At 67.8% G+C, this 24,997-nt stretch carries 22 protein-coding genes; 15 read left to right on the top strand and 7 right to left on the bottom strand.

Annotated features, from left to right (window positions below; translation table 11 throughout):
• The first annotated feature begins 17 nt into the window (after window positions 1–17).
• The 4 genes from AB4850_RS10145 to AB4850_RS10130 all read left to right on the top strand — a co-directional run bounded on the left by AB4850_RS10145 (window position 18) and on the right by AB4850_RS10130 (window position 4,072).
• On the top strand, window positions 18–1,034 hold the full coding sequence (locus tag AB4850_RS10145; protein ID WP_414439687.1) for an alpha-ketoacid dehydrogenase subunit beta: 1,017 nt from the start codon (window positions 18–20) through the stop codon (window positions 1,032–1,034).
• The gene (locus tag AB4850_RS10140; protein WP_414439686.1) at window positions 1,034–2,146 is read left to right on the top strand and encodes an acetoin dehydrogenase dihydrolipoyllysine-residue acetyltransferase subunit; all 1,113 of its coding nucleotides are present in this window, start codon (window positions 1,034–1,036) and stop codon (window positions 2,144–2,146) included. The genes AB4850_RS10145 and AB4850_RS10140 overlap by 1 nt, the downstream gene beginning before the upstream one ends.
• 69 nt (window positions 2,147–2,215) lie before the next feature.
• Window positions 2,216–3,283 carry a 2,3-butanediol dehydrogenase gene (locus tag AB4850_RS10135; RefSeq protein ID WP_414439685.1) on the top strand — a complete coding sequence of 356 codons (1,068 nt, stop codon included), beginning with the start codon at window positions 2,216–2,218 and terminating at the stop codon, window positions 3,281–3,283.
• 33 nt (window positions 3,284–3,316) lie between these two features.
• Window positions 3,317–4,072, top strand: coding sequence for a lipoate--protein ligase family protein (locus AB4850_RS10130; protein ID WP_414439684.1), 756 nt, complete (start codon window positions 3,317–3,319; stop codon window positions 4,070–4,072).
• A gap of 35 nt (window positions 4,073–4,107) precedes the next feature.
• Here AB4850_RS10130 and AB4850_RS10125 read toward each other — a convergent pair whose 3' ends face one another.
• On the bottom strand, window positions 4,108–5,712 hold the full coding sequence (locus tag AB4850_RS10125) for an ABC transporter substrate-binding protein (protein ID WP_414439683.1): 1,605 nt from the start codon (window positions 5,710–5,712) through the stop codon (window positions 4,108–4,110).
• A gap of 235 nt (window positions 5,713–5,947) precedes the next feature.
• Between AB4850_RS10125 and AB4850_RS10120 the strand changes: the two genes are divergently transcribed.
• Window positions 5,948–6,574: a GNAT family N-acetyltransferase gene (locus AB4850_RS10120; protein ID WP_414439682.1), complete on the top strand. Its 627-nt coding sequence runs from the start codon at window positions 5,948–5,950 to the stop codon at window positions 6,572–6,574.
• Here AB4850_RS10120 and AB4850_RS10115 read toward each other — a convergent pair.
• Window positions 6,544–7,122: a TetR/AcrR family transcriptional regulator gene (locus tag AB4850_RS10115; protein WP_414439681.1), complete on the bottom strand. Its 579-nt coding sequence runs from the start codon at window positions 7,120–7,122 to the stop codon at window positions 6,544–6,546. The genes AB4850_RS10120 and AB4850_RS10115 overlap by 31 nt on opposite strands.
• Window positions 7,123–7,247: 125 nt before the next feature.
• Here AB4850_RS10115 and AB4850_RS10110 point away from each other — a divergent pair, with 125 nt between their 5' ends.
• From AB4850_RS10110 to AB4850_RS10100, 3 genes are all read left to right on the top strand, one after another.
• Window positions 7,248–8,666 carry an amidase gene (locus AB4850_RS10110; RefSeq protein ID WP_414439680.1) on the top strand — a complete coding sequence of 473 codons (1,419 nt, stop codon included), beginning with the start codon at window positions 7,248–7,250 and terminating at the stop codon, window positions 8,664–8,666.
• An 8-nt stretch (window positions 8,667–8,674) separates the two neighbouring features.
• Window positions 8,675–9,724 carry an alpha/beta fold hydrolase gene (locus AB4850_RS10105; RefSeq protein ID WP_414439679.1) on the top strand — a complete coding sequence of 350 codons (1,050 nt, stop codon included), beginning with the start codon at window positions 8,675–8,677 and terminating at the stop codon, window positions 9,722–9,724.
• Between the two features lie 75 nt (window positions 9,725–9,799).
• Window positions 9,800–10,438: an isochorismatase family protein gene (locus tag AB4850_RS10100; protein ID WP_414439678.1), complete on the top strand. Its 639-nt coding sequence runs from the start codon at window positions 9,800–9,802 to the stop codon at window positions 10,436–10,438.
• On the opposite strand, the gene AB4850_RS10095 is transcribed toward AB4850_RS10100, so the two are convergent.
• Window positions 10,435–11,100, bottom strand: a complete 666-nt coding sequence (locus tag AB4850_RS10095) for a c-type cytochrome (RefSeq protein WP_414439677.1) — start codon at window positions 11,098–11,100, stop codon at window positions 10,435–10,437. The two genes, AB4850_RS10100 and AB4850_RS10095, sit on opposite strands and share 4 nt — an antisense overlap.
• Before the next feature lie 12 nt (window positions 11,101–11,112).
• Complete coding sequence (locus tag AB4850_RS10090; RefSeq protein WP_414439676.1) at window positions 11,113–13,065, bottom strand: thiamine pyrophosphate-binding protein; 1,953 nt, start codon at window positions 13,063–13,065, stop codon at window positions 11,113–11,115.
• A gap of 373 nt (window positions 13,066–13,438) precedes the next feature.
• Here AB4850_RS10090 and AB4850_RS10085 point away from each other — a divergent pair, with 373 nt between their 5' ends.
• A complete protein-coding gene (locus AB4850_RS10085; RefSeq protein WP_414439675.1) occupies window positions 13,439–15,037 on the top strand; it encodes a methyl-accepting chemotaxis protein in 1,599 nt (532 codons plus the stop codon).
• Window positions 15,038–15,077: 40 nt separating this feature from the next.
• Here the strand turns inward: AB4850_RS10085 and AB4850_RS10080 are convergent, their stop codons facing one another.
• Window positions 15,078–15,674 (bottom strand): helix-turn-helix domain-containing protein, encoded by a 597-nt coding sequence (locus AB4850_RS10080; protein WP_414439674.1) that lies wholly within the window; start codon window positions 15,672–15,674, stop codon window positions 15,078–15,080.
• A gap of 169 nt (window positions 15,675–15,843) precedes the next feature.
• On the opposite strand from AB4850_RS10080, the gene AB4850_RS10075 reads away from it, so the two are divergent.
• Window positions 15,844–16,776: a fumarylacetoacetate hydrolase family protein gene (locus tag AB4850_RS10075; RefSeq protein WP_414439673.1), complete on the top strand. Its 933-nt coding sequence runs from the start codon at window positions 15,844–15,846 to the stop codon at window positions 16,774–16,776.
• A gap of 44 nt (window positions 16,777–16,820) precedes the next feature.
• On the top strand, window positions 16,821–17,603 hold the full coding sequence (locus tag AB4850_RS10070) for an N-acyl homoserine lactonase family protein (RefSeq protein ID WP_414439672.1): 783 nt from the start codon (window positions 16,821–16,823) through the stop codon (window positions 17,601–17,603).
• Between the two features lie 24 nt (window positions 17,604–17,627).
• On the opposite strand, the gene AB4850_RS10065 is transcribed toward AB4850_RS10070, so the two are convergent.
• The gene (locus tag AB4850_RS10065; RefSeq protein WP_414439671.1) at window positions 17,628–18,122 is read right to left on the bottom strand and encodes a response regulator; all 495 of its coding nucleotides are present in this window, start codon (window positions 18,120–18,122) and stop codon (window positions 17,628–17,630) included.
• Window positions 18,123–18,428: 306 nt separating this feature from the next.
• On the opposite strand from AB4850_RS10065, the gene AB4850_RS10060 reads away from it, so the two are divergent.
• The 3 genes from AB4850_RS10060 to AB4850_RS10050 all read left to right on the top strand — a co-directional run bounded on the left by AB4850_RS10060 (window position 18,429) and on the right by AB4850_RS10050 (window position 22,487).
• Entirely contained in the window at window positions 18,429–19,493 is a 1,065-nt protein-coding gene (locus AB4850_RS10060; RefSeq protein WP_414439670.1) for a LacI family DNA-binding transcriptional regulator, read from the top strand.
• Between the two features lie 175 nt (window positions 19,494–19,668).
• Window positions 19,669–20,976 (top strand): histidinol dehydrogenase, encoded by a 1,308-nt coding sequence (gene hisD / locus AB4850_RS10055; protein WP_414439669.1) that lies wholly within the window; start codon window positions 19,669–19,671, stop codon window positions 20,974–20,976.
• Between the two features lie 119 nt (window positions 20,977–21,095).
• Entirely contained in the window at window positions 21,096–22,487 is a 1,392-nt protein-coding gene (locus tag AB4850_RS10050; RefSeq protein WP_414439668.1) for a GntP family permease, read from the top strand.
• A gap of 51 nt (window positions 22,488–22,538) precedes the next feature.
• Here the strand turns inward: AB4850_RS10050 and AB4850_RS10045 are convergent, their stop codons facing one another.
• Window positions 22,539–23,252, bottom strand: a complete 714-nt coding sequence (locus AB4850_RS10045; RefSeq protein WP_414439667.1) for a FadR/GntR family transcriptional regulator — start codon at window positions 23,250–23,252, stop codon at window positions 22,539–22,541.
• 184 nt (window positions 23,253–23,436) lie between these two features.
• Here AB4850_RS10045 and AB4850_RS10040 point away from each other — a divergent pair, with 184 nt between their 5' ends.
• Window positions 23,437–24,960 (top strand): UxaA family hydrolase, encoded by a 1,524-nt coding sequence (locus AB4850_RS10040; RefSeq protein WP_414439666.1) that lies wholly within the window; start codon window positions 23,437–23,439, stop codon window positions 24,958–24,960.
• Window positions 24,961–24,997 lie beyond the last annotated feature (37 nt).

Genomic DNA, 24,997 nt, shown 5'->3' with positions numbered 1-24,997 from the left:
AATCAGGAGACATGAATATGGCCCGCAAATTGAGCATGAAGCTGGCGATCAACGAAGCGATCGACCAGGAAATGACCCGCGACCCCACCGTGATCATGCTGGGCGAGGATATCGTCGGCGGCTCCGGCGCCAACGGCGAGAAGGATGCCTGGGGCGGCGTGCTGGGCGTGACGAAGGGCCTGTATGCCAAGCACGGCGACCGGCTGCTCGACACGCCGCTGTCCGAATCGGCCTACGTGGGCGCGGCGATCGGCGCGGCCGCGTGCGGCATGCGGCCGATCGCCGAGCTGATGTTCATCGACTTCATGGGCGTGTGTTTCGACCAGATCTACAACCAGGCCGCGAAGTTCCGCTACATGTTCGGCGGCAAGGCCGAAACGCCGGTGGTGATCCGCGCGATGGTGGGCGCGGGGTTCCGCGCGGCGGCCCAGCACAGCCAGATGCTCACGCCGCTGTTTACGCACATCCCCGGCCTCAAGGTGGTGTGCCCGTCCACGCCGTACGACACCAAGGGGCTGCTGATCCAGTCGATCCGCGACAACGATCCGGTGATCTTCTGCGAGCACAAGAACCTGTACGGCTTCGAAGGCGAGGTGCCGGAGGCGTTGTACACGATCCCGTTCGGCGAGGCGAACATCGTGCGCGACGGCAAGCACGTGTCGATCGTCACCTACGGCCTGATGGTGCACCGCGCGCTGGAGGCCGCGGCAACCTTGGCCAAGGAAGGCATCGAGGCCGAGATCGTCGACCTGCGCACGCTGTCGCCGCTCGATATCGACACCGTGCTCGAAACCGTCGAGCACACCGGCCGCCTGGTGGTGGTGGACGAGGCCAGCCCGCGCTGCAACATCGCCACCGACATTTCCGCGCAGGTCGCGCAGCGCGCGTTCGGCGCGTTGAAGGCGGGCATCGAGATGGTCTGCCCGCCGCACACGCCGGTGCCGTTCTCGCCGACGCTGGAAGACTTGTATATCCCGAGCGCCGCGCAGATCGCCGACGCCGCGCGACGCACCATGAACGGAGGGACGCACTGATGGCCGCCATCACCCCGGTCGTGATGCCCAAGTGGGGGCTGGAGATGCGCGAGGGCACGGTGCAGGACTGGCTGGTGCGCGAAGGCGAGCGCATCGAGGTCGGCACCGCGCTGGTCGACGTGGAAACCGACAAGATCTCGAACGCCGTGGAAGCGCCGGATGCGGGGCTGTTGCGCCGCATCGTGGCGCAAAGCGGCGAGACGCTGCCGGTCAAGGCGCTGCTTGGCGTGCTGGCCGAGCTGGAAGTCGGCGACGCCGAGATCGACGCCTATGTCGCCGCGTTCGAGGTGCCGGCCGCCGGCGCCGACGACGAGGACGCCGGCCCGGCGTTCGATTTCGTCGAGGTGGACGGCATTCGCGTGCGCTACGCGCGGCGCGGGCCGGAAGCGGGCACGCCCGTGCTGTTCATCCACGGCTTCGGCGGCGACCTGAACAACTGGCTGTTCAACCTCGACGCGCTGGCCGAGCGGCACCCGGTGATCGCGCTCGACCTGCCGGCGCACGGGCAATCCACCGTGAAGCTGGCCGGCGCCACGCTGGAGGCGCAGGCGGCGTTCGTCGGCCGCTTCATGGAGGCGGTCGGCGTGCCGTCGGCGCATCTGGTCGGCCACTCGATGGGCGGGGGGATCGCCGCGCAACTGGCCGTGGCCGCGCCGCAGAAGGTGGCGTCGCTGGCGCTGATCGACAGCGCGGGCTTCGGCGAGGAGGTCAATGCCGATTACACCGGAGGCTTCGTGAAGGCCGATTCGCGCCGCGACCTGAAACCGGTGGCCGAGCTGCTGTTCGCCGACACCGCGCTGGTCAGCCGCCAGATGCTCGACGATCTGCTCAAGTACAAGCGCCTCGACGGCGTGACCGAGGCGCTCGACGCGCTTGGCAGCCAGTTGTTCGGCGGCGGCAAGCAGCGCGAACTGCCGGGCCGGGACCTCGGCGGCTTCGGCAAGCCGGTGATGGTGGTGTGGGGCCGCGAGGATCGGGTGATCCCGAGCGGCCACGCGCAGGCCGCGCCGAAGGGCGCGAAGGTGGCGCTGCTCGACGGCGCCGGCCACATGCCGCAGATGGAAAAGGCCAACGACGTCAACGCGCTGCTGCGCGAGCACCTGGGCCGTTGACGCTGTGGGCGCGGCCGTTCCCGCCGCGCCCGCTGGGACTCATTCGAAACACCTGAAGGAATGCGAACGATGAAAGCAGCACGTTTTTACGACCGAGGCGACATCCGCATCGAAGACATCCCCGAGCCGGTGGTCGCGCCGGGCACCGTCGGCATCGATGTGGCGTGGTGCGGCATTTGCGGCACCGATCTGCACGAGTTCATGGAAGGGCCGATCTTCATCCCGCCGTGCGGGCACCCGCATCCGATCTCCGGCGAAGCCGCGCCCGTCACGCTCGGCCACGAGTTTTCGGGCGTGGTGTATGCGGTGGGCGAGGGCGTGACCGATCTCGCGATCGGCCAGCATGTGGTGGTGGAGCCGTACATCGTGGCCGACGACGTGCCGACCGGACCGGGCGACAAGTATCACCTGTCGCCGAACATGAACTTCATCGGCCTCGGCGGCCGGGGCGGCGGCCTGTCCGAAAAGATCGCCGTCAAGCGCCGCTGGGTGCATCCGATCTCGAACGCGATTCCGCTCGACCAGGCGGCGCTGATCGAGCCGCTGTCGGTGGGCCATCATGCGTTCACGCGCAGCGGCGCGAAGGCCGGCGACGTGGCGCTGGTCGGCGGCGTCGGCCCGATCGGCCTGCTGCTGTCGGCGATCCTGAAGGCGTCGGGGCTGACCGTCATCGTCACGGAACTGAGCGCGGCGCGCAAGGCGAAGGCGCGCGAATCGGGCGTGGCCGATCACATCCTCGACCCGAGCGAGGTGGACGTGGTGGCCGAGGTCATGAAGCTCACGGGCGGCAAGGGCGTGGATGTGGCGTTCGAATGTTCGAGCGTCAACAAGGTGCTGGACACGCTGGTGGCCGCCTGCTCGGCGAGCGCGGTGGTGGTGATCGTGTCGATCTGGAGCCATCCGGCGACGATCAACGTGCACAGCGTGGTCATGAAGGAGCTGGACGTGCGCGGCACGATTGCCTATTGCAACGACCATCAGGCCACGATCCGGCTGGTCGAGGAGGGCAGGATCGATCTCGCGCCGTTCATCACCCAGCGCATTCAACTGGACGACCTGGTTTCGCAGGGCTTCGACACGCTGATCCACAACAACGAGTCGGCCGTGAAGATCGTCGTCCAGCCGAGGCTGGCATGAACCGGGGCGGCGCGATCGAAGCGTGGCCGGCCGATGCCGTTTGAGTGGATCGAACTCGATGCGGGCGCAACCGACCCGCTCGCGGCCGAGGCGGCGTTGCTGTCGCGGGCCGAGGCGGGCGGTTGCGTGGCGCACCTGTGGCAGGCACCGCCTTCGCTGGTGGTGCCGCGCAGCTACCGGCGCTTCGCCGCGCTGGAACGCGCGCGCGCCGAGTTCGCCGCGCGCGGCTGCCCGGTGTATCTGCGCCTGTCCGGCGGCGGGCTTGTGCCGCAGGGGCCGGGCATTCTCAACCTGAGCCTGGCCTACCCGGTGCGCGGCACGGTGGGCGCACTGTCCGAGGCGGTGTACCGGCACCTGTGCGGCATCCTGCGCGATGCGCTCGGCACGTTCGGGCTGCACACGCACTGGCAGGCCGTGGACGGTTCGTTTTGCGACGGCCGCTTCAACCTCGCCTGGGGGCCGCCCGATGATGCGCGCAAGATCGCGGGCACCGCGCAATATTGGCGCGGCGTGAAATCGCTTAGGGGTACTGACGCGCCGCTGTATGCCGTGCTGGCGCACGCGGTGCTGCTGGTCGACGCCGATCCCGGCGAGATCAACGCGCGCGCCAATGCGTTCGAGCGCGCGATCGACAGCGGACGGCGCTACGACGCGCGACGCGTGGTGAGCGTGCGGCAGGCGCTGAACGCGGCGGGTGCACCGCCGCGCGGCCGGCTGATGGCGGACGTGATGTCGGCGCTGCGCACGCAGGTGATGGCCGCGCCGCCGCCCGCCGACGAGGATGACTGAACGAAACGCAGTCGTCCGGAAACGCTACCCCGCCATCAAGCGCTCACCCACACATCCGCCAGATTCCCTTCCAGCCCTTGCGCGGACACCGTGTGATCGTGCACGCGCCGGTTCGCGAGCGTGGCCATGCGCGGCGCGACCAGGTTCAGGATCGGCAGGTCGCGATAGACGATCTGCTGGAATTGCCGGAACAATGCCGTGCGCTTCGCGTCGTCGGTTTCCACCGAGGCCGTTTCGAGCAGCGCATCCACTTGCGGATTGCTGTAATGCGGCGCGTTCGAGAACGGCACGCCGGGCCGGAAATTCTTCGACCAGTACAGCCGCTGCACGCCCACGCTCGGATCGAACAACGTATTCACGCCGATGCTCGTGAAATCGAATTGCCGGTCCGCATACACGCGCTTCAGGAACGACGGCAGATCCTGCGCGCGCACCGTCACCTCGATGCCGATCCGTGCGAGCGCCGATTTCACGTACTCGGCCTGCCGCCGGTGCGTATCGCCGTACGGCAGATAGTCGTGCGTGAGCGCGAAGCGTGCGCCGCCGTTCTTGCGCGGATGGCCGGCCGCATCGAGCAGTTGCTCGGCGAGCGCGAGATCGAACGCATACGGCTTGAGCGTGGCGTCGTGATACGGCGAGGCCGGCGTGATCGGCGTGGGGGAAACATCGGCGTAACCGTAGGCGATCGTCTTCTGCACGATCTCCGGGTTGATCGCATGCGCGATCGCCTGACGCACGCGCAGGTCCTTGAGGATCGGATGATCGAGGTTGAAATCGATCTCGCCCTGCGGTTGCAGGAACCGGTAGCCGCGCGTTTCGAGCGTCAGTTGCGGCAACTGGATCAGGCGCGGCAGGTCCGACAGCGGCACGGGGTTCTCGCCGCCCAGGTCCAGCGCGCCCGTCTCGAACGCGGCCGAGCGCGCGGCCGCATCGGGGATCACCTTGAACACCAGTGAATCGATATACGGCTTGCCCGCATCCCAGTAATCGGGGTTGCGTTCGTAGACGATGTTCGCGCCGCGCGTCCACGATTTGAAGCGGAACGGCCCGGTGCCGATCGGCGCATTGTTGTGCGGGTTGGTCAGCGGGTCGCCCGAGGCGTACAGGTGCTTCGGCACGATCGGCGATTCGCCGGCCGACAGCGCCTTGATCAGATACGGCGCGGGCTTCGACAGGTCGATCACGGCCGTGAGCGGGTCGGGCGTCGAGACGCGCACCACGTTCGCGAACGTGCTCTTGCCGCGCGGGTGGATCGATTTCAGCAGCTCGATCGAGAACGCCACGTCGGCCGACGTGAACGGCTGGCCGTCGTGCCATTTGACGTTGCGGCGCAGTGTGAACGTGTACTTGAGCCCGTCCGGCGACACGTTCCAGGCGGTCGCGAGTTGCGGGCGCGGGTGCAGATCGAAGTCGTAGGCGAGCAGCCCCTCGATCACCTTCGAGCTGGCGACGAGCGCGGGGCCGGTGGTCTGGAAGATCGACACGAGCACCGGCGGCTCGGGGTTGATCAGCATGTTCAGCGTGCCGCCGCGTTGCCGCGTCGCGGGCGCGCCCTGCGCGAAGGCCGGCGCGGCGATGCCGGCGGAGGCGAGCGTCGCGCCCGTGGAAATCAGGAAATTGCGTCGGTTCAAGCGCGTCATCGGGTGCCGGTCCTTGTCAAACCACTGTGTCTGCGCCCGGCACGCCGAGCGCGGCGGGCTGGCTCGGCGTGCACGATAGAGTGAATTGAACGGATCGGGAAGCGACGAATTCGTATATCGAAACGCAGTGCCGGAATAACGATGGGAGTGGCCGGCGGTATGATCGGCATGCCCCGTTGCCATCCACGAACCGGCCCATTCCACGATCATGCATTCTCCCGCTTCATCCCATCCGATGCCTTCTTTCCCCGCGGTTTGCGGCTCGCTTGCGCAAGCCTTTGTCGACGATCCGTTTTATCGCGCGGTGACGGTGGCGTTCGAGGCCGACGCCGCGCGCCGGCAGCAGGCGCTGGCCCGGTATTTCGCGCTGGCGATCGAGGAAGGGCGTGCGATCGGCGAGATTCAACTGTCGGGAGACGATGGCGCGGCCATCTGGATGACGAACGAAGCAAGCGGTGCCGATGTCGCGCTGCACGGCGCGGCGAGGAACCGCGCGCTCGCCGCGCTGCTCGGGCCGGACGGCCATGGCAACTACGCGCGGATTTGCGAGGCGATGACGGCGCGCGTGCCGGCACATCTGGCGAACGCCTGGTATTTGTCGATTCTCGGCGTGCGGCCCGACGCGCGGGGCCGCGGGCTCGCGCAGGCCATGCTCGAACCGACGCTGGCCCGTGCGGATCGGCTCGGGGAAACCTGCTTTCTGGAGACGTTCAATCCGTTGAGCATTCCGTTCTACGAACGGCTTGGCTTCGCGCTTGAGGCCGATTGCTTCGAGGCCGTGACGGGGCGGCCTTATTGGATATTGTCTCGCCGGGCATCACCGCACCCGCCTCACTTCGGCAACAACCCGCACGCGCGATAACTGTCGATCAGCGTATCGAACAGCGCGATATCCGCACGGCCGCGCGCCATCAATTGCGCACCGGAAACCGCGGCGAAGATCGCGCGCGCGCGCGCCTTGGCCTCCTTCGGCCCGGCGAGTTTCGCGGCCTGCAAGGTCTTGCGCAGCCATTCGATATTGACGTCGGCGAAGGCCTGCACTTCGTGCCGCACGATCTCGGGCAGATCGTCATGCTCGGCGCTCATGAAGCTCGCCATGCACATCCGGTTGCCGTTCTCGAGCGAAGGGCGAAACGTCACGGCCGGATAGCGGCGCAGGCATTCGGCGGGATCGTTGATCTCGGCCGACAGGTCGTCGAGGATCGACGCCGCACCTTCCCAGTAGCGCTTCGCCACCGCCGCCGCCAGGTCGGCCTTGCTCGGGAAATGGTGATAGAGGCTGGCCGCCTTGATCCCCACATCCTCCGCCAGCAGGCGCACGTTCAATCCGCCGTAGCCATGCGCCTGCGCGATCCGCGTGGCCGCCGCCAGGATCCTGTCGCTGGAGTTCTGGCCCGTCTGGTCCTTCATCGCTTGCCCCGAAAAAAGTGTTGACGAGCCGAAGTATAACCTTCTAGGATTCAACCTAACAAACGTTAGGTAGTTTCTTGTCCCGACTTTGTCCGTTCCCCATCGACTCATTTGAAAGGCAAGCCATGAAGTCCGAACTGTTCTATCAGGATGCAACGACGCTCGCGGAACTGGTCCGCACCAAGGCGGTATCGCCCGTGGAGGTGGTGCAGGCGCACCTGGATCGCATCGAGGCCGTGAATCCGCAGCTCAACGCGATCGTCACGCTGGCGGACCACGCGCTCGACGCGGCGAAGCAAGCCGAGGCGGCCGTGATGCGCGGCGACGCGCTGGGGCCGCTGCACGGCGTGCCGTTCACGGCCAAGGATTCGATCGACACGGCCGGCGTGAAGACCCAGCGCGGCTCGCCGATCTTTGCGGGCCGGGTGCCCGACGCGGATGCCACCACCGTGGCGCGCATGAAGCAGGCGGGCGGCATCCTGCTGGCGAAAACGAATCTGCCCGAGTTCTCGTACTGGATCGAAACCGACAATCTGCTGACGGGTCGCGCGCGTAACCCGTGGAATCTCGATCGCACGCCGGGCGGCTCCAGCGGCGGCGAATCGGCCGCGATCGCGGCGGGCATGTCGCCGATCGGGCTCGGCAGCGACGTGGCGATTTCGGTGCGCGGCCCGGCGGCGCTGACCGGCATCGTCGGCCTCAAGGCCAGCCACGGCCGGATTCCGATGACGGGCCTGTGGCCGCGCGTGCCGCGCCGCTTCTGGCACGTCGGCCCGATGGCGCGCACCGTGCGCGACGTCGCGCTGGCCTATTCGCTGCTTGCCGGCCCCGACGGCGCGGACGGCTTCTCGACCAGCCCGCTGGCGCTCGACGCCGGGGTGGGCGCGGGCCTCGAACGGCCGATCCGGGTGGGCTGGCTGGTGGATCAGGGCTATTTCGGCCCGGTGGACAACGAAGTCGGCAAGACCGTGCAGGCGGCGGCCGAGGCGCTGAAGGCAGCAGGCGCGACCGTCGAGCCGGTCAGCATCCCGGTGCTGGAGCAGGTCGATGCGCTCGACGTGCTCTGGAAGCTGCAGGCGATGGAAACCAAGCCCGCGTTCCGCAAGGAAACCGCCGGCCACGAAGACAAGATCTTCAAGCACGTGCAGGGCGTGTACGACACGCCGGATACGTCGATCGCCGATTTCGTGGCGGCCGAGCAGCAAGCCGAGGCGCTGCGCGATGGTTTTGCCCAATATTTTCAGTACTACGATGCATTGATCTGCCCGGTGACGCCGGTGGCCGGGCATGGCCACGATGCGGCGGAGTTCGTCATCAACGGCCAGAGCGTGTCGTCGCTGCACGTGATGCACACCACCGCGCCGTTCAACGTGACGGGGTTGCCGGGCCTGTCGATGCGCTTCGGCACCAGCAGCGACGGCCTGCCGATCGGCGTGCAACTGGTGGGGCCGTGGCTGGCCGAATCGACGCTCCTGCATCTGGCCGCGCTGCTCGAAAGCGTGAGCCCGGCGCGAGGCTTGAACCCGGATCTGTCGAAGCTGTGAGCGTGGCCATGACCTCTTCACTCGATCACCGGCGTCGCCGGTTGTTGGGCGGCGGCTCGGCGCTGGCCGCGCTGCCGCTGCTGGGGCTGGCCGGCGCGGCCCCGGCGCAGGCCTCGTCGCGCTACGCCTGGCCGCCCGGCCGGGCGGTGGTGGCCGCCGCTTCGTTCGGCCCGATTCGCCAGGTCGAGGCCGGTGGATTGAACATCGGCTATGCCGAGGCCGGCCCGGCCGACGGGCCGGTCGCGATCCTGCTGCACGGCTGGCCGCACGACATCCACAGCTTCGCCGAGGTGACGCCGATCCTGGCCGCGGCCGGCTTCCGCGTGATCGTGCCTTACCTGCGCGGTTACGGCTCGACGCGCATCGTGGCCGACGACGCGCCGCGCAACGGCCAGCAGGCGGTGTTCGCGGCGGACCTGATCGCGCTGATGGACGCGCTGAAGATCGAGCGCGCGGTGCTGGCCGGGTTCGACTGGGGCGGCCGCGCGGCCAACATCGTCGCCGCGCTGTGGCCCGAGCGTTGCCGCGCGCTGGTGTCGGCCAGCGGCTACCTGATCTCCAGCCAGGCCGCGAACCGCAAGCCGCTGCCGCCGCAGCTCGAACTGCAGGCGTGGTTTCAGTACTACTTCGCAACGGAACGCGGCGCGGCCGGCTATGCCGGCGATCGCAACGGCTTCAACAAGCTGGTGTGGCAGCGTGCCTCGCCGCAATTCCGGTTCGACGACGCCACGTTCCTGCGCACGGCGCAGGCTTTCGACAATCCCGATCACGTCGCCATCGTGATCCACAACTATCGCTGGCGATTGGGATTGGCGCAGGGCGAGCCACGGTACGACGCGCTGGAGCAGCAGCTTGCCCGCGCGCCGGCGATCGCCGTGCCGGCCATCACGCTGGAGGGGGACGCGAACGGCGCGCCGCATCAGCCGCCGGCGGCCTATGCGAAGCAGTTCACCGGCAAGTACCGGCATCGCGAGGTCAAGGGCGGCATCGGCCACAACTTGCCGCAGGAAGCGCCGCAGGCGTTCGCCGAGGCGGTGTTGCAGGTTGTCGCGTTGTAGCAGGCCGGCCGGCCATGGACCGGCTCGTCATTCAACCGCCGTCGCTCGCCGACGGCTTTCTTCGAAGGTCGCATCATGTCTGAAGCCGCACCCCGCCGCGCGTTGATCGTCATCGACGTGCAGAACGAATATGTCGACGGCAACTTCCGGATCGTCTATCCACCGGTCGAATCGTCGTTGTCGAACATCGCCGCCGCGATCGACGCGGCCAACCTGAACGGCGTGCCCGTCGTGCTTGTCAGGCATGTGCTGCCGGCCGGCGCGCCGATTTTCGCCGAGGGCAGCGCGGGCGTTGAACTGCACGCCACGGTGGCGCAGCGCCCGCACGATTGGGTCGTCGACAAGACCCTGCCGAGCGTGTTTTCGGCGGCCGGGTTTGAAGACTGGCTGGCCGACTACGCGATCGATACGCTGACCGTGGTCGGCTACATGACGCACAACTGCAACGACGCCACCATGCGCGAGGCGATGCACAAGGGCTACCGCGTGGAATTCCTGCCCGACGCGGCCGGCTCGCTGCCGTACCGGAACAAGGCGGGCCATGCGAGCGCCGAGGAGATGCATCGGATCGTCACCATCATCATGGAATCGGCTTACGCGGCCACCATGACGACGCGCGAGTGGGTGGAGAATCTTCGGAATCCACACCACGTGGCCGGCGACAACATCTACGATTCCAACCGCCGCGCGCTGGATGTGCATGCGCTGCCCTAATCGAGCGACAACACATAGCCCGCCACCTCCCGCACGTCGTTCGCATCGAGCGGCTTCGGATACAGCTTCGGCATGATGCCGGACGGCTCGCGAATGCGCGCGGCCACGCCGTCGAGCGAGAGCCGCGCGCCGATGCCGGCAAGCTTCGGCCCCACGCCGCCCTGGCCTTGCGCGCCGTGGCAGCCGGCGCAATTCGCGGCGTAGAGCGACGCGCCGTGGCCGGTGCCCGCGCTGCCGGCTGACGGGTTGGCAGCCGCACGCGTGGGTGGCGCGCCATCGTTCAGCAACGCGATATCGGCCGCCGCCGGGCTCGCCGGAATCGAAGCGAGGTAGGCGTGAATGCGCGCGATGTCGGCGTTCGAGAGGATCTTCTCGCTGAACGGCGGCATCTGCCCGGACGGCGCATGCACGTAGGCCTGCATCGCCGCGAGCGGCAGCGGATGCGGCGCGAGCGCCGGCCCCGTCGAGATGCTGCCTTGCCCGACGATGCCGTGGCATTCGTAGCAACCGTTCTTCATGAACAGCGCGCGGCCGGCCGGCACGTCGGCGTCGGCATCGCCGGCCGCCGACGATACGCCGGGCATCAGGCAGGCGAGCGCAACGGCGAACGGAATGACCATCGCCATCGCGGCACGCAGATTGGTGCGGGTGTAGCGGTTCATCGTGCGGCCTCGTCAGCGGGGTTGGGTCAACACGTCGAGCAACGCGGGCTTGCCGAGCTTGACGACCGCCATCGCGCGCGCCAGCGCCGGGCCGAGATCGGCGGGGTTTGCGATCGGGCCTTCGGCCCAGACGCCCATGCTTCTCGCCATCGCCGCGTAGTCGATCGGCGGGTCCTGCAACACGGTGCCGATCGTGCCGCGCTCGGGGTGGCGGTCGCGGCGGCTCGACATGCGCTGGATATGCATGGTCTCCTGATGCCACGCGCGATTGTTGTGCATCACCGACAGCAGCGGCACGCCGTGATGCGCGGCCGTCCACAGCACGCCGGGCAGCACCATCAGGTCGCCGTCGGTCTGGATGCTGACGGCGATGCGCCCCGCGTCGCGATGCGCGATGGCCGCGCCCACGGCGGCCGGCGCGGCGTAGCCCACGCCGTAGCCGCCGCCCGCGCCGATGAACTGGTACGTACTGGTGAAATCCCACAGGCGCTGCGGCCACTGGCTGATCGCGCCGGTCGGCGAGACGAGCGCCCAATCCTCGTGACGGATCGCCTGCCAGACTTCGGCCGACAGGCGCGCGGTGCTGATCGGCGAGGCATCCCAGCCGCGCGTCGCGGCGTCGCGCGCGCTGGCGCGCATCGTGTCGAACGCGTGCTGCATGGCGGGCCGGCGCGCGGCGGCGGCCTGGCGCTGCGCCGGCGTGAGCGCGGCCTGCACCGCTTGCAGCAGGCCCGGCAGCGAGGCCTGCGCATCGGCGCCGATCGGCAGCGTGGGCGCGGAGAAGCGCTCCGCGTCGCCGAGGTTCGACTTGCCATACAGGTAGGCGGTGGACACGCTGATCACGTTCGCCGCTGCCGCGCCCGGTTTCGCGCGCGGCTTTGCCGGGCGTTCGATGGTGTCGGGCACCGTGCCCGTGAGCGACCACACGTCGCCCACTTCGAGCGCGAGAATCACGTCGGCCTGCGCGAGCAGCCGCGCCTGCCGCGACGAATGATTCAGATAGTGGTTGGTCGGGAAATTCATGCGCGCGAGCAGATCGACGACCGGCGCGTTCAGCGCTTCCGCCAGCTTCACGAGTGTTTCCATGGCTGCCTGGTCGCGCACCGCGCGATCCGCGACGATCACCGGCGAGGCCGCGTTGCACAGCATCGCGGCGGCCGTGGCCAGCGCCTCGGGGCTCGCCACGGGCGGCGACACGACGCGCAACGGCGGCACGCGCAGATCATGAGGATGACTGATCGCCTGCTCCTGCAGCTCGGCGTCCGCCACGATCAGCACCGGTGCCATCGGCGGCGTGACCGACATCGCCTGCGCGCGCATGAACGATTCGGCGTAATGCTGGAGCGACACCGGGTAATCGTCGTATTTCGTGTAGTCGCGCACCAGCGCGCCGAGGTCCTGCGCCGTGTGATACCACTCCACGCCGGGCCGCCGCTTGGCCGCGTCAGCGATGTTGCCGGCCAGCACCATCACCGGCACGCGGTCGCACCATGCGTTGTAGATCGCCATCGACGCATGCTGCAAACCCACCGTGCTGTGCACGAGGCACGCCATCGGCTTGCCGGCCACTTTCGCGTAGCCGTGCGCGATGGCCGCCGACGCTTCCTCGTGCGTGCACACGATCAATTGCGGCTGCCGGTCGCCCGCGTAATTGACGATCGATTCGTGGATGCCGCGAAACGTCGAGCCCGGCATCGCTGCCACGTAATCGATGCCGGCGATCCTGAGAAGATCCACCATGAAATCGGAGCCGGGGTTGCCGACATGCGCCGCGTCGGTGGCGGGCGCTTCGTCGAGCGAGGGCGCTTCGGTTTCGGCGGCGACCAGCGCGGCGGACGGTTTGCCGATCGCCGGGCCGGGCCGGGCGGCGGTGCTGTCCTGCGCGATGCCGGCCCCCGGTTTCGCCAACACGGCGGCCGTGCCGGTGGCCAGCGCTTCCTTCAGAAACCTACGTCGTCCTGCCATTGTCTCCGCTCCTCTTCGGGATGGTTCGATGTTTGCGAACACCGCATCGAATGAGCGTCAATGTAAGCGAGCGCCGCTTGCACACCTCAATATGAACTGCGTCGCCAGCCATAAATTCTGGTTAAGCTACGGGTTTTTGCATATGGCGTTCGAGGCGTGCTTGCCGGGTATTCAGGCCTCCTATGTGGAAACCCTGAGCTTAACGAAAACTTATGGCATGCACGGCAGTACATATTAGGCATTCCTCTACAAAGCGCTTACATTGACGCCCGGCTTCATTCCCAAGCGCGCGTGCCCGAACAGCGGTGCTCGCGCACCCGGCCCGACCTGCCGGTGACCAGATTCGAGACATTCGCCTTCAAGGAATACCGTGATGCGTCTTTCCATCCAAGCACGCCTCGCATTGACGATGGGCCTGCTGTCCGCCTTGCTGCTCGCGGTCGGCCTGTTCGGCATTGCCGGCATGACCTACAGCAACGACGGCGATCTCGATACCTATACGAACAAGCTGCCGAGCGCGAACTTCATCGGCGAGGCGGAACTGAGCCTGCAACGCGAACGCACGGCGTTGCTGCGCGGCGCGATCGATACCTCGTCGGACCAGAACATCGGCGACACCGTCGCGCACGAGAAGGCGTTTCGCGCGATGGCGCGCAAGGCGCTCGACGCTTACATGTTGCTGCCGCAATCGGCGCACGAGGCCGAACTGGCGCGCGAACTGCTGGCGCAGCGCGCGGCCATGGATACCGGCCTCGACGCATTCGCGCAGGCGCTGCTGTCGAAGGATGGCCCGCGCATCATGCGCGCCGCGCTCGACAACAACACGCTGTACGCCCGCTATCACGACAGCAGCGTGAAGCTGCGCGAGTGGCAGGTGAGCGAGGCGCGCGACGAATTCGAAACCGGACAACGCCGTTATGGCGTGCTGCGCGCCGTGACGTTCGCCGCGCTGGCGCTCGGCCTGCTGTGCGCCGTCGGCAGCTTTCTGAGCCTGCGCCGCGCGATCGCGCGGCCGCTCGGCGAAGCGCTCGCCCATTTCGACCACATCGCGCAAGGCGACCTGACGCGGCCGATCGCGGCGACGTCGCACGACGAAATGGGGCGTCTGCTGACCGGCATCGCCGACATGCAGGCGCGCCTGCGCCAGACCATGCGCGACCTGCTGCAAAGCAGCGAGGCGATTGCGCTGGCCACCAGCGAAGTGGCGGCCGGCAATCAGGACTTGTCGGCACGCACCGAGGAGCAGGCGGCCTCGCTGGAGGAAACCGCCGCGAGCATGGAGGAGCTGACCTCCACCGTCCGGCACAACACCGACAACGCGCAGCAGGCGCGGCAACTGGCGTCCACGGCGCGCGACGTGACGCTGGCCGGCGGCCGCCTGGTGGACGAGGTGATGCGGACCATGAACGGCATCAGCGAGAGCGCCGTGCGGATCGCGGACATTACCGGCGTGATCGAGGGCATCGCGTTCCAGACCAACATCCTGGCCTTGAACGCCGCGGTGGAAGCGGCGCGCGCCGGCGAGAACGGGCGCGGCTTCGCGGTGGTGGCCTCGGAGGTGCGTTCGCTGGCGCAGCGCTCCAGCACGGCCGCGAAGGAGATCAAGGAACTGATCGGCGTATCGGTCGAGCGCGTGCAGGCGGGCAACGAACTGGTGGTGCGCAACGGCGAAACGATGGAGGACATCCGCCAGTCGATCGTGCGCGTGGACGATATCGTCGGCGAGATCGCCGAGGCTTCGCACGAACAGAGCCGTGGCATCGAGCAGGTGAACCAGGCGATTTCGCAGATGGACGGCGTCACGCAACAGAACGCGGCGCTCGTCGAGCAGGCGGCGGCTGCTGCGCTGTCGCTCGAAGATCAGACCAAGCGGCTGCGCGAGATCGTGAACGGCTTCCGGACGGAACCGGCGGGCGGCCGCGAAGCTGCCGCGTCGTTCGCGCCGCGTGCGAGGCTGGCGCTGACAGGCTGAGGCGCCGAGAGGGAAGCGCTACCCGTGAACCCCCGGCCGTTCAGGCCTGACGCGAAACCACCAGAAAATACCCGCAAGGCGCATCCGTCGCATTCCTGAACGTGTGATCGACGTTGGCCTGGAAGAACATCGCGTCGCCACGGTCGAGCGTGTGGTCGATGCCGTCGATCTCCACCACCAGCGTGCCCTCGATCACCGTCACGTGCTTTTCGGTGCCGAGCGGATAGGCCGGCAGCACGCCGGTCGAGACGCCCGCCGGCAGGTGGTGATACAGCAGCTCGACCCGCGTGCCGCCCGGCGCCGGCGACACGATATGCCGCTCGAAGCCGCTGGCCGGATCGCGAAACACCGGGCGCGCGGCCCTGCGCGAGATCACCACCTTGCCGCGCGCGTCGCTGCCGCCCACCAGTTCGGACAACGAGGTATTGAGCGCGTGCGCGATGCGCGTGGCGATGCCGATCGTCGGGCTTTTCTCGCCGCGCTCGACCTTCGACAGCATCGCGCGGCTCACGCCCGATTGCCGCGACAACTGCTCCAGCGTCATGTCGGCCGCATCGCGCAGCTTGCGCACGGCCGCGCCGAAGACGAGCGCCAGCTCGTCTCCCGGTTCGGCGCTGTCGAGGTCCGGCTTCGGCATCAATCGTTCCCTGTGTGGATAACCGGCCACGTGCAGCGGGCCGGTGGTTGGCGTTGGCGCGAATTCTACCAAAGGAGCCAATTTCTTGATAAATTCTCCCATAGAAGATATATTCTTCAAATTGATGCGGAGCGACACCGGCTTCGCGCACTCACCGCCAGGAGAAAACATGCAGACAACGGATCAACGGGATCAGGACGTCGGTCGATTGGGGCTTCGGCTCGCCAACCTGCGGGTGGGCGGACGGCCCACGCTGGGCGCGGAAACCGAGCACGGCGTGCTCGACCTGGTGGCGAGCGCCGCCGCGCTCGGGCTGCCGATGCCGCAGGACATGGATGCGCTGTTGCAGGAAGGGCGGGCCGGCGAGGTGCGCGCGGTGCTCGACGCCGTGGCGCAGCGCAGTGATGCGCGCCGCATCGTCGAGCCGGCCGCGCTGGCGTTCGCGCCGCTGGTCACGCGCCCGGAGAAGATCATCTGCGTGGGCTTCAACTACCGGCAGCATGCGGCCGAAACCAATACGCCGGTGCCGAAGGCGCCGCCCGTGTTCGGCAAGTTCAACAACGCGCTCAATCATCACGAGGGCAGCGTGCGCCTGCCGACCCGGGCCGATCGTCAGTTCGACTATGAAACCGAGCTGGTGATCGTGTTCGGGCGCGAATGCCGCGACGTGCCCGAAGCCGAGGCGCTCGACGTGGTGGCCGGCTATGCCACCGGCAACGACATCAGCGCGCGTCATCTGCAGAACCTCACGACGCAATTCATGGCGGGCAAGACCTCGGACGGTTTCGCGCCGGTCGGCCCGTGGCTCGCGACGCGCGAGCGCGTGCCCGATCCGAATGCGCTGCGCGTGCAGACCTGGGTCAACGGCCGGCAGAAGCAGGACGGCACCACGCGCGACATGATCTTCAACTGCCGGCAGATCATTGCCTACGTGTCGAGCTTCATGACGATCAAGCCCGGCGACATTCTGTTTACCGGCACGCCCGAAGGCGTGATCTGGGGCGAGAAGACGCCGCTCGACGCGCGCGAATGGCTGAAGCCGGGCGATGTGGTGGTGTCGTCGGTCGAAGGGCTCGGCGAATTGCGCGTGACGCTGGCCTGAACCGCTGTCACTCCTGCAACCCCCGCAATCCTGAGGAATCCTCGATGAACCTTCCAGCAAGCGTGGACAAGCTCTGCATCCTCGACGGCGGGCTGGCCCGCGTCGACGATGCCTCGATCTATTCGCCCGGCGTCAACGTCGGCGTGCCGATGGCGCTCAGTTGCAACGCCTACCTGATCCGCCATCGCGGCGAATGGCTGTTGTGGGACACCGGCACGCAGGACGACCTGATCGGCGAGCCGGACGGGCGCATCATCGCGCACGGCATTCGCGGCTCGCTGCGCCGCACGCTGGTGTCGCAACTGGCGGAGCTTGGCGTGATGCCCGACGAGATCGGCTGGCTCGCGATCTCGCATGCGCACTACGATCACGTCGGCAATTGCGGGCTGTTTCGACGCGCGCGGTGGGTCGCGCAGAAGGCCGAGTACGACGCGATGTTCGGCAGCGATCCGGGCAGCTTCGGTTTCCTGCCGGAGTTGTACGCGTCGCTGCGCGACAACCCGCTCACGCTCGTCGAAGGCGATCACGACATCTTCGGCGACGGGGCGGTGCGCATGGTGTCCACACCGGGCCACACGCCCGGCCATTGTTCGCTACTGGTGCGCCTGCCCGATTCGGGGCCGGTGCTGTTGAGCGGCGATATCGCGCACAACCGCACCAATTACCGCTGCCGGTGCGTGCCGTCGTTCAATGCCGACAAGCTCGCCACGGTCGCTTCGATCGAGAAGGTCGACACGTTGCTGCGCGAGGAGCACGCGACGTTGTGGATCAATCACGATATCGAGCAGAACGCGGCGTTGCCGCATGCGCCGGCGTGGATCACGTGATCCCGCGCCGGGCCGGGCCGGCCGTTACGCCTGAAGGTTTCGGCCGAACGCGCTGATCTCCGCCGCTCGGGTGTCGGGCCGCGCGGCCTCGACCTGGACGGTTTCTTCATACCCGGCCAGCAACGCCAGCAGCACCGAAATGTCGGCTGCCTTGCGAAAGTACCCGTCGAAGCCCGCACTGAGCGCCTGCGCCTCGATTTCGGACCACGCCATCGATGTATAGGCAACGATAATGGTCGGCCCGGCGTGCGGCGAGGTGCGCAGGTTGCGCGCCACGTCGAAGCCGTCCATGCCCGGCATGCGGATATCGAGCAGCACGATGTGCGGCATGTGGATTTCGGCGGCCCGATACACCTCGTGCGCATCGGTCACGAAGCGCGTGTCGAAGCCGAGCACGGAGAGATACAGCGCCATCGCTTCCGCGCCGTCCAGGTAATCGTCGACGACCAATACCCTGCGCCGTCCGCCCGACCCGTTGATTTTCCGCGCCGAGCACATCACGGAGACTTGATGGCTCATTCCATCCTCGCTTGCTGTCCATTTCGCACCAGCTCATGGTGACGTCAACGCGCGGAAAAATTGTGCCAAATGTGTGGACGTTTGATTCGTGATTGTCACGGCGGGATCGGCCGTGCCGGATAATCGAGCGACCCGCGACCGGCGCAACACGGCGTTCGCGCGGCCGGCGAGGCGGTACGGGCGCACTGGCGGGCCGCACCGATTTGACAGCCTCACTGGCCGTCGATTATTGTCGCCGGCACCGGATGCGCCCCGCGGCGTCCGCGATTCGTCATGCGGGATGCCAAACGGAAGGTGACAACAGGTATGGCCGAGGGAACTTCGCCCCGTCGTCCGGCGACCGCGCACGAGGTGGCGCGGCTGGCCGGCGTCTCGCAATCGGCGGTGTCGCGGGTGTTCACGCCGGGCGCGAGCGTCGCGCCGGCCACGCGCGAGCGCGTGATCGCGGCCGCCGGGCAGCTCGGCTATCGCCCGAACCTGGTGGCGCGCTCGCTGATCACGCGCCGCTCGAACGTGATCGGCGTGGTGGTGCCTGCCAACGGCAATCCGTTCTACCAGCGCGCGCTCGAACGCCTGTCCGCCGTGTTCGCCCGGGCCGGCTATCGCGCGCTGCTGTTCCCCACCGACGCCCGGGCCGGCGCCGATCCTATCCTCGAAGACGTGCTGCGCTATCGCGTGGACGCGCTGGTGCTGATCTCGACCAGCTTCTCGTCGCGCTTTGCCGACGAATGCCTGCAGATCGGCTTGCCGGTGGTGATGTTCAACCGCAAGACCGACAGCACGGCCGCATCGAGCGTGACGGGCCAGAACCGCGACGGTGCCGAACGCCTCGCCGAATTCCTGGTGGCGGGCGGCCATGCGCGCTTCGCCTATCTGGCCGGCCTCGCGCAATCGTCCACCAACCGCGACCGCGAGGAGGGCTTCAAGGCCGGCCTCGCGCGCCACGGCGTGAAGCGCATCCAGCAGGAGGCCGGCGATTACTCGGCCGACGGCGCGGAGCGCGCCGCGCGCGCGCTGCTCGGCGCGAAGCGGCCGCCCGACGCGATCTTCTGCGCGAACGACCACATGGCGCTGGTCGCGATCAGCGTCGCGCGCGCCGAGTTCGGGCTGACGGTGGGCGAGGACGTGTCGATCGTCGGCTTCGACGATATCGACATGGGCCGCTGGCCGCTGTTCGGCCTGACCACCTACAGCCAGCCGCTCGACGAAATGGTCGAGCGCGCCGCGCGCCTCGTGCTCCAGCAACTGGCCGACGCGCAGGCCCCCACGGTGCAGGAAGTGGTGGCCGGCGAACTGATCGTGCGCGATTCCGCGCGGTTGCCGGCCTCGGGGCTGGAGGCGCGCGACGGGCGGCGCGTCTGGGCCGGCTGATTCGCCTGAGCGCCCCCGCGGGCGCGGCTCGCGTGCCGGTTTTTCCCACGATTCCGGGTTAACGATAGCTCGCCTGCGTGAGCCGATTCTCGTACATTGGCGGCAATTGCATACGTATGCATCCTGATTTGCATACGTATGCAAATTCCCCTCGAACTGACTCTAAAGGTGCCCCATGGCTGTCTGGCTCAAGCAAGGCGCGGAAGCGGAAGTGATCAAGTCCGCCGCGAAGGAAGTACGTGAAACCGTCGAGGCGACGCTCGCCGACATCGAGGCGCGCGGCGACGCGGCCGTGCGCGACCTGTCGGTGCGCTTCGACAAGCTCGATCGCGAGGATTACCGGCTGACGCAGCGCGAGATCGACGATTGCCTGTCGCAACTGTCGAAGCGCGATATTTCGGACATCGAATTCGCGCAAACGCAGGTCGAGAACTTCGCCCGCCATCAGCGCGAATCGATGCGCGACATCGAGGTGGAAACGCTGCCGGGCGTGGTGCTCGGCCACCGCAACATCCCCGTCAACGCGGCCGGCTGCTACGTGCCGGGCGGCAAGTATCCGCTGCTGGCGTCGGCGCACATGTCGGTGATCACCGCGCGCGTGGCGGGCGTCAAGCGCATCATCACCTGCGCGCCGCCGTTCAACGGCAAGCCCGCGCCGGCGATCGTGGCGGCCCAGCACATGGCCGGTGCGAGCGAGATCTACTGCCTCGGCGGGATTCAGGCGGTGGGCGCGATGGCGATCGGCACCGAGCGCATCGCGCCGGTCGATATCCTGGTCGGCCCGGGCAACGCGTTCGTGGCGGAAGCCAAGCGCCAGTTGTTCGGCCGGGTCGGCATCGACCTGTTCGCCGGCCCCACCGAAACGCTGGTGATCGCCGACGACAGCGTGGACGGCGAGATCTGCGCGACCGACCTGCTCGGCCAGGCCGAGCACGGCCCCGATTCGCCGGCGATCCTGCTGACCACCTCCGAAGCACTTGCGCGCGACACCATGCGCGAGGTCGAGCGCCTGCTCGAAATTCTCCCCACCGCCAACATCGCACGCCAGTCGTGGCAGAAGTTCGGCGAGGTGATCGTGGCCGAGAGCGACGAGGAAATGGTTCGGATCGCCAACCAGATCGCGTTCGAGCACGTGCAGGTCATGACCCGGGATCCGGATTACTTCCTGGCCAACATGACCAATTACGGCGCGCTGTTCCTCGGCCCGCGCACCAACGTGGCCTATGGCGACAAGGCGATCGGCACCAACCACACGCTGCCGACCAAGAAGGCGGCGCGCTACACGGGCGGCCTGTGGGTCGGCAAGTTCCTCAAGACCTGCACGTACCAGAAGGTGCTGACCGACGAGGCGTCGGCGATGATCGGCGAATACACGTCGCGCCTGTGCGCGCTCGAAGGCTTCGCCGGCCACGGCGAGCAGGCCAACGTGCGCGTGCGCCGCTACGGCCGCAAGGACGTGCCGTACGGCGGCGCGGCCGAGTAAGGCCCCCGCCCGCAGGAGGAGATCGCGCAGCGCGCGCCGCATCGTGCGGCAGCGCGCTGCGCCGCTACATGCCGCCGGTTTCCCCACCCGGCGCACAACGAAAAACAGAAGGGACCTTCATGAGTGTCGTCATCGCTCTCGCCGCGCTGTGCTTCCTGATGCTGGCCGCCTATCGCGGCTACAGCGTGATCCTGTTCGCCCCCATCGCGGCGCTCGGCGCCGTGCTGCTCACCGACCCGTCGATGACGGCGCCGATCTTCACCGGCCTGTTCATGGACAAGATGGTCGGCTTCATCAAGCTGTATTTCCCGGTGTTCCTGCTCGGCGCGCTGTTCGGCAAGCTGGTCGAGTTGTCGGGCGCGTCGCGCTCGATCGTCTCGGCGGTGATCGGCGTGCTCGGCCGCGAGCGCGCGATTCCGGTGATCGTGATCGTGTGCGCGCTGCTGACCTACGGCGGCGTGTCGCTGTTCGTGGTGGTGTTCGCCGTCTATCCGTTCGCGGCCGAGATGTTCCGCCAGAGCAACATCCCGAAGCGGCTGATGCCGGCCACCATCGCGCTCGGCGCGTTCACGTTCACGATGGACGCGATGCCGGGCACGCCGCAGATCCAGAACATCATTCCCACCACGTTCTTCAAGACCACCTCGTGGGCCGCGCCGTGGCTCGGCCTGATCGGCTCGCTGTTCATCTTCGTGGCGGGCGTGGCCTACCTCGAATACCAGGGCCGTCGCGCCGCGCGGCGCGGCGAGGGCTACGGCGCGAACCTGCGCAACGAACCGGAAACGCCGGCCGACATGCGGCTGCCCCATCCGCTCGTGGCGCTCGCGCCGCTGGTGGTGGTGGGCGTGGTGAACCTGCTGCTGACGCGCCTGATCCCGCATTGGTACGCGCCCACCTTCAACGTGAGCCTGCCGGGCATGAGCGCGCCGATTCAGGTCGAGACCGCCAAGATCGTCGCGATCTGGGCCGTGCTCGGCGCGCTGTGCAGCGGCATCGTGGTGGTGCTGGCGTTCGGTTTCGCGTCGATCCGGGAGAAGTTCGCCGACGGCTCGAAGGCGGCCGTGGCGGGCGCGATGCTGGCGACCATGAACACCGCCTCCGAATACGGCTTCGGCGCGGTGATCGCGGCGTTGCCGGGCTTCCTGACGGTGGCCCACGCGCTGCAATCGATCTCGAACCCGCTGATCAACGAGGCCGTGACGATCAACTTGCTGTCGGGCATCACCGGTTCGTCGTCGGGCGGCATGAGCATCGCGCTGGCGGCGATGTCCGACCGCTTCATCGATGCGGCCAACGCGGCCGGCATTCCGCTGGAGGTGCTGCATCGGGTGGCCTCGATGGCGGCCGGCGGCATGGATACGCTCCCGCACAACGGCGCGGTGATCACGCTGCTGGCCGTCACGGGGCTCACGCATCGCGAGTCGTATCGCGACATCTTCTTCATGACGGGTATCAAGGTGGCGGCGTCGTTCCTGGCGATCGCGGTGTTCTATACCACCGGGCTGGTGTGACGACCGGGGCGGGGCGCCTCGCGCTTCGCCCGAACCTTGCTCGCGTGGCGTTCAGCCGGCCGGTTCGACGTTGAACTGCCGCCCCACGTAATCGATGTGCACGAACATCGCGTCCTGCGCCGCGTCGGGGTTGCGGTCGCGAATCGCGCGATAGATGGTTTCGTGCTGCAACAGGCGGTCGCGCGCCTGCACGGCCGCGTTCGCGTTGTTGACGGTGGCATCGTAAGTATTGCTTGCGATGTGTTCGCGCAGCATCGTGATGACGCCCGCATAGAACTGGTCGAGCAGCCGGTTGTGCGAGGCGGCTGTCAGCGTGGCGTGGAATTCGCCGTCGGTGCGCGCTTCCTCGTCCACGTCGGCGTCATGCACGGCGCCGTGCATCCGTTCGAGAATCGCCTCGAACTGTTCCATCTGCCGCGCCGATGCGCGCTGCGCCGCGAAGCGCGCGGCCGCGCATTCGAACACCAGCCGGAATTCGAGCGTTTCCGAGCGCAGCGGCGGCGTTTCCGCGATCAGTTGCATCCACGGCGCGGCGATCCCCACCGGCTTGTTGCCGAGCAGATACACGCCGCTGCCGTGCCGCGTTTCCAGCAGCCCCTTGCTGACCAGGCGCGCGATCGCCTCGCGCACCGTCGCGCGCGACACGCCGAACGCCTCGGCCAGCGCGCGCTCGGCCGGCAGGCGTCCGCCCGCCAGCCAGCGTCCTTCCGCAATGCCTGTCTCGATCTGCCGGACGGTCTGATTCAGCGCACCCGTGCTTTTCATGCGACTCCACCTTGGTTCTGCGTGTGTTTCTGCGTATGTGCCGGCCTGCCGAAAAAAGTGGCCTGACCAATTTGCGCGGGCCGCGCGGCCCGCCGCATGATGCGTGCACCCCGGCCCAGCGCATGCGGCGTTCGACATGACAGGCGCGGCCCGGCAGCCCGACCCCACAATCAGGAGGCATGACATGAGCTCCACGCTCGCCATCAAACTGCACGACAACGACGACGTGCTGATCGCCCGCGGCGCGCTTGCCGCGGGAACGATTCTCGCCGAATTCGACGATCTTGTCGCAAGCGCCGAGATTCCCCCCGCCCACAAGATCGCCTGCCGCGATGTCGAGCAAGGCGCGCCGGTGCGCCGCTACGGGCAGATCATCGGCTTCGCCACGCAGCCGATTCGCGCCGGCGAGCACGTGCACGTGCACAACCTGTCGATCGGCGAATTCAACCGCGATTACGCGTTCGGCGAGGACATGCGCCCCGTCTCGCCGGCCGCCGCGCCGCTGAGCTTTCAAGGCTTTCGGCGCGCCGACGGCCGGGTGGCCACGCGCAACTACATCGGCGTGATCAGCACCGTCAATTGCTCGGCCACCGTCACCAAGCTCGTGACCCAGCACTTCAGCGCGCCTGGCGCGCTCGACGCCTACCCGAACGTGGACGGCATCGTGCCGATCACGCACAGCTTCGGCTGCTGCATCGATCACAACGGCGAAGGCATCCAGCAACTGCGCCGCACGATCGGCGGATATGTCAGGCATCCGAACTTTGCCGGCGTGGTGATCATCGGTCTGGGCTGCGAAGCCAACCAGATGGGCGCGATGTTCGTGGCCGAGGGCGTCGAGCCGGGGCCGTTGCTGGTGCCGCTGGTGATGCAGGAGGAGGGCGGCACGCAGAAAACGGTGAACGCCGCGATCGCCGCCGTCGAGCGCATGCTGCCGGTGGCGAACCAGGCGCAGCGCGAGCCGCTGCCGGTGTCGCACATCAGCGTGGCGCTGCAATGCGGCGGCTCCGACGGTTACTCCGGCATCACCGCGAACCCGGCGCTCGGCGCGGCGGTGGATCTGCTGGTGCGCCACGGCGGCACCGCGATCCTGACCGAAACGCCCGAGATCTACGGCGCCGAGCATTTGCTGACGCGCCGCGCCGTGAGCCGCGAGGTGGGCGAGAAGATCGTCGAGCGCATTCACTGGTGGGAATCGTATGCCGAGCGCGAGAAGGGCAGCATCGACAACAACCCGACGCCCGGCAACAAGGCCGGCGGCCTGACCACCATCCTCGAGAAATCGCTGGGCGCGGTGGCCAAGAGCGGTTCGTCGCCGCTGATGGGCGTGTACCGCTACGCCGAGCCGGTGGACACGCACGGCCTGGTGTTCATGGATGCGCCGGGCTACGACCCGATGGGCGCGACCGGCCAGATCGCCAGCGGCGCGAACCTCGTGGTGTTCACGACGGGGCGCGGCTCGTGCTTCGGCGCGAAGCCCGCGCCGTCGATCAAGGTCGCGACCAACTCCGCGATGTACCGGCGCATGGTGGACGACATGGACATCAACTGCGGCGAGATCATGGACGGCGCGGCGACGGTCGAGCAGAAGGGCGAGGAAATCTTCCGGATGATCGTGGAGGTGGCCTCGGGCGGCAAGAGCAAGAGCGAGGCGCTCGGCGTGGGCAACGAGGAATTCGTGCCCTGGATGATCGGCGCGCAGATGTAAGCGCGGCAGGGCGGCGGCGCGCACGCGGCATCGTGCG

Origin of the sequence: Burkholderia sp. 22PA0106 (assembly GCF_047497155.1) — a bacterium.
Taxonomy (GTDB): Bacteria; Pseudomonadota; Gammaproteobacteria; order Burkholderiales; family Burkholderiaceae; genus Burkholderia.
Note: the sequence above shows the minus strand (reverse complement) of the source record. Positions and strands in the feature narration are given on the sequence as shown.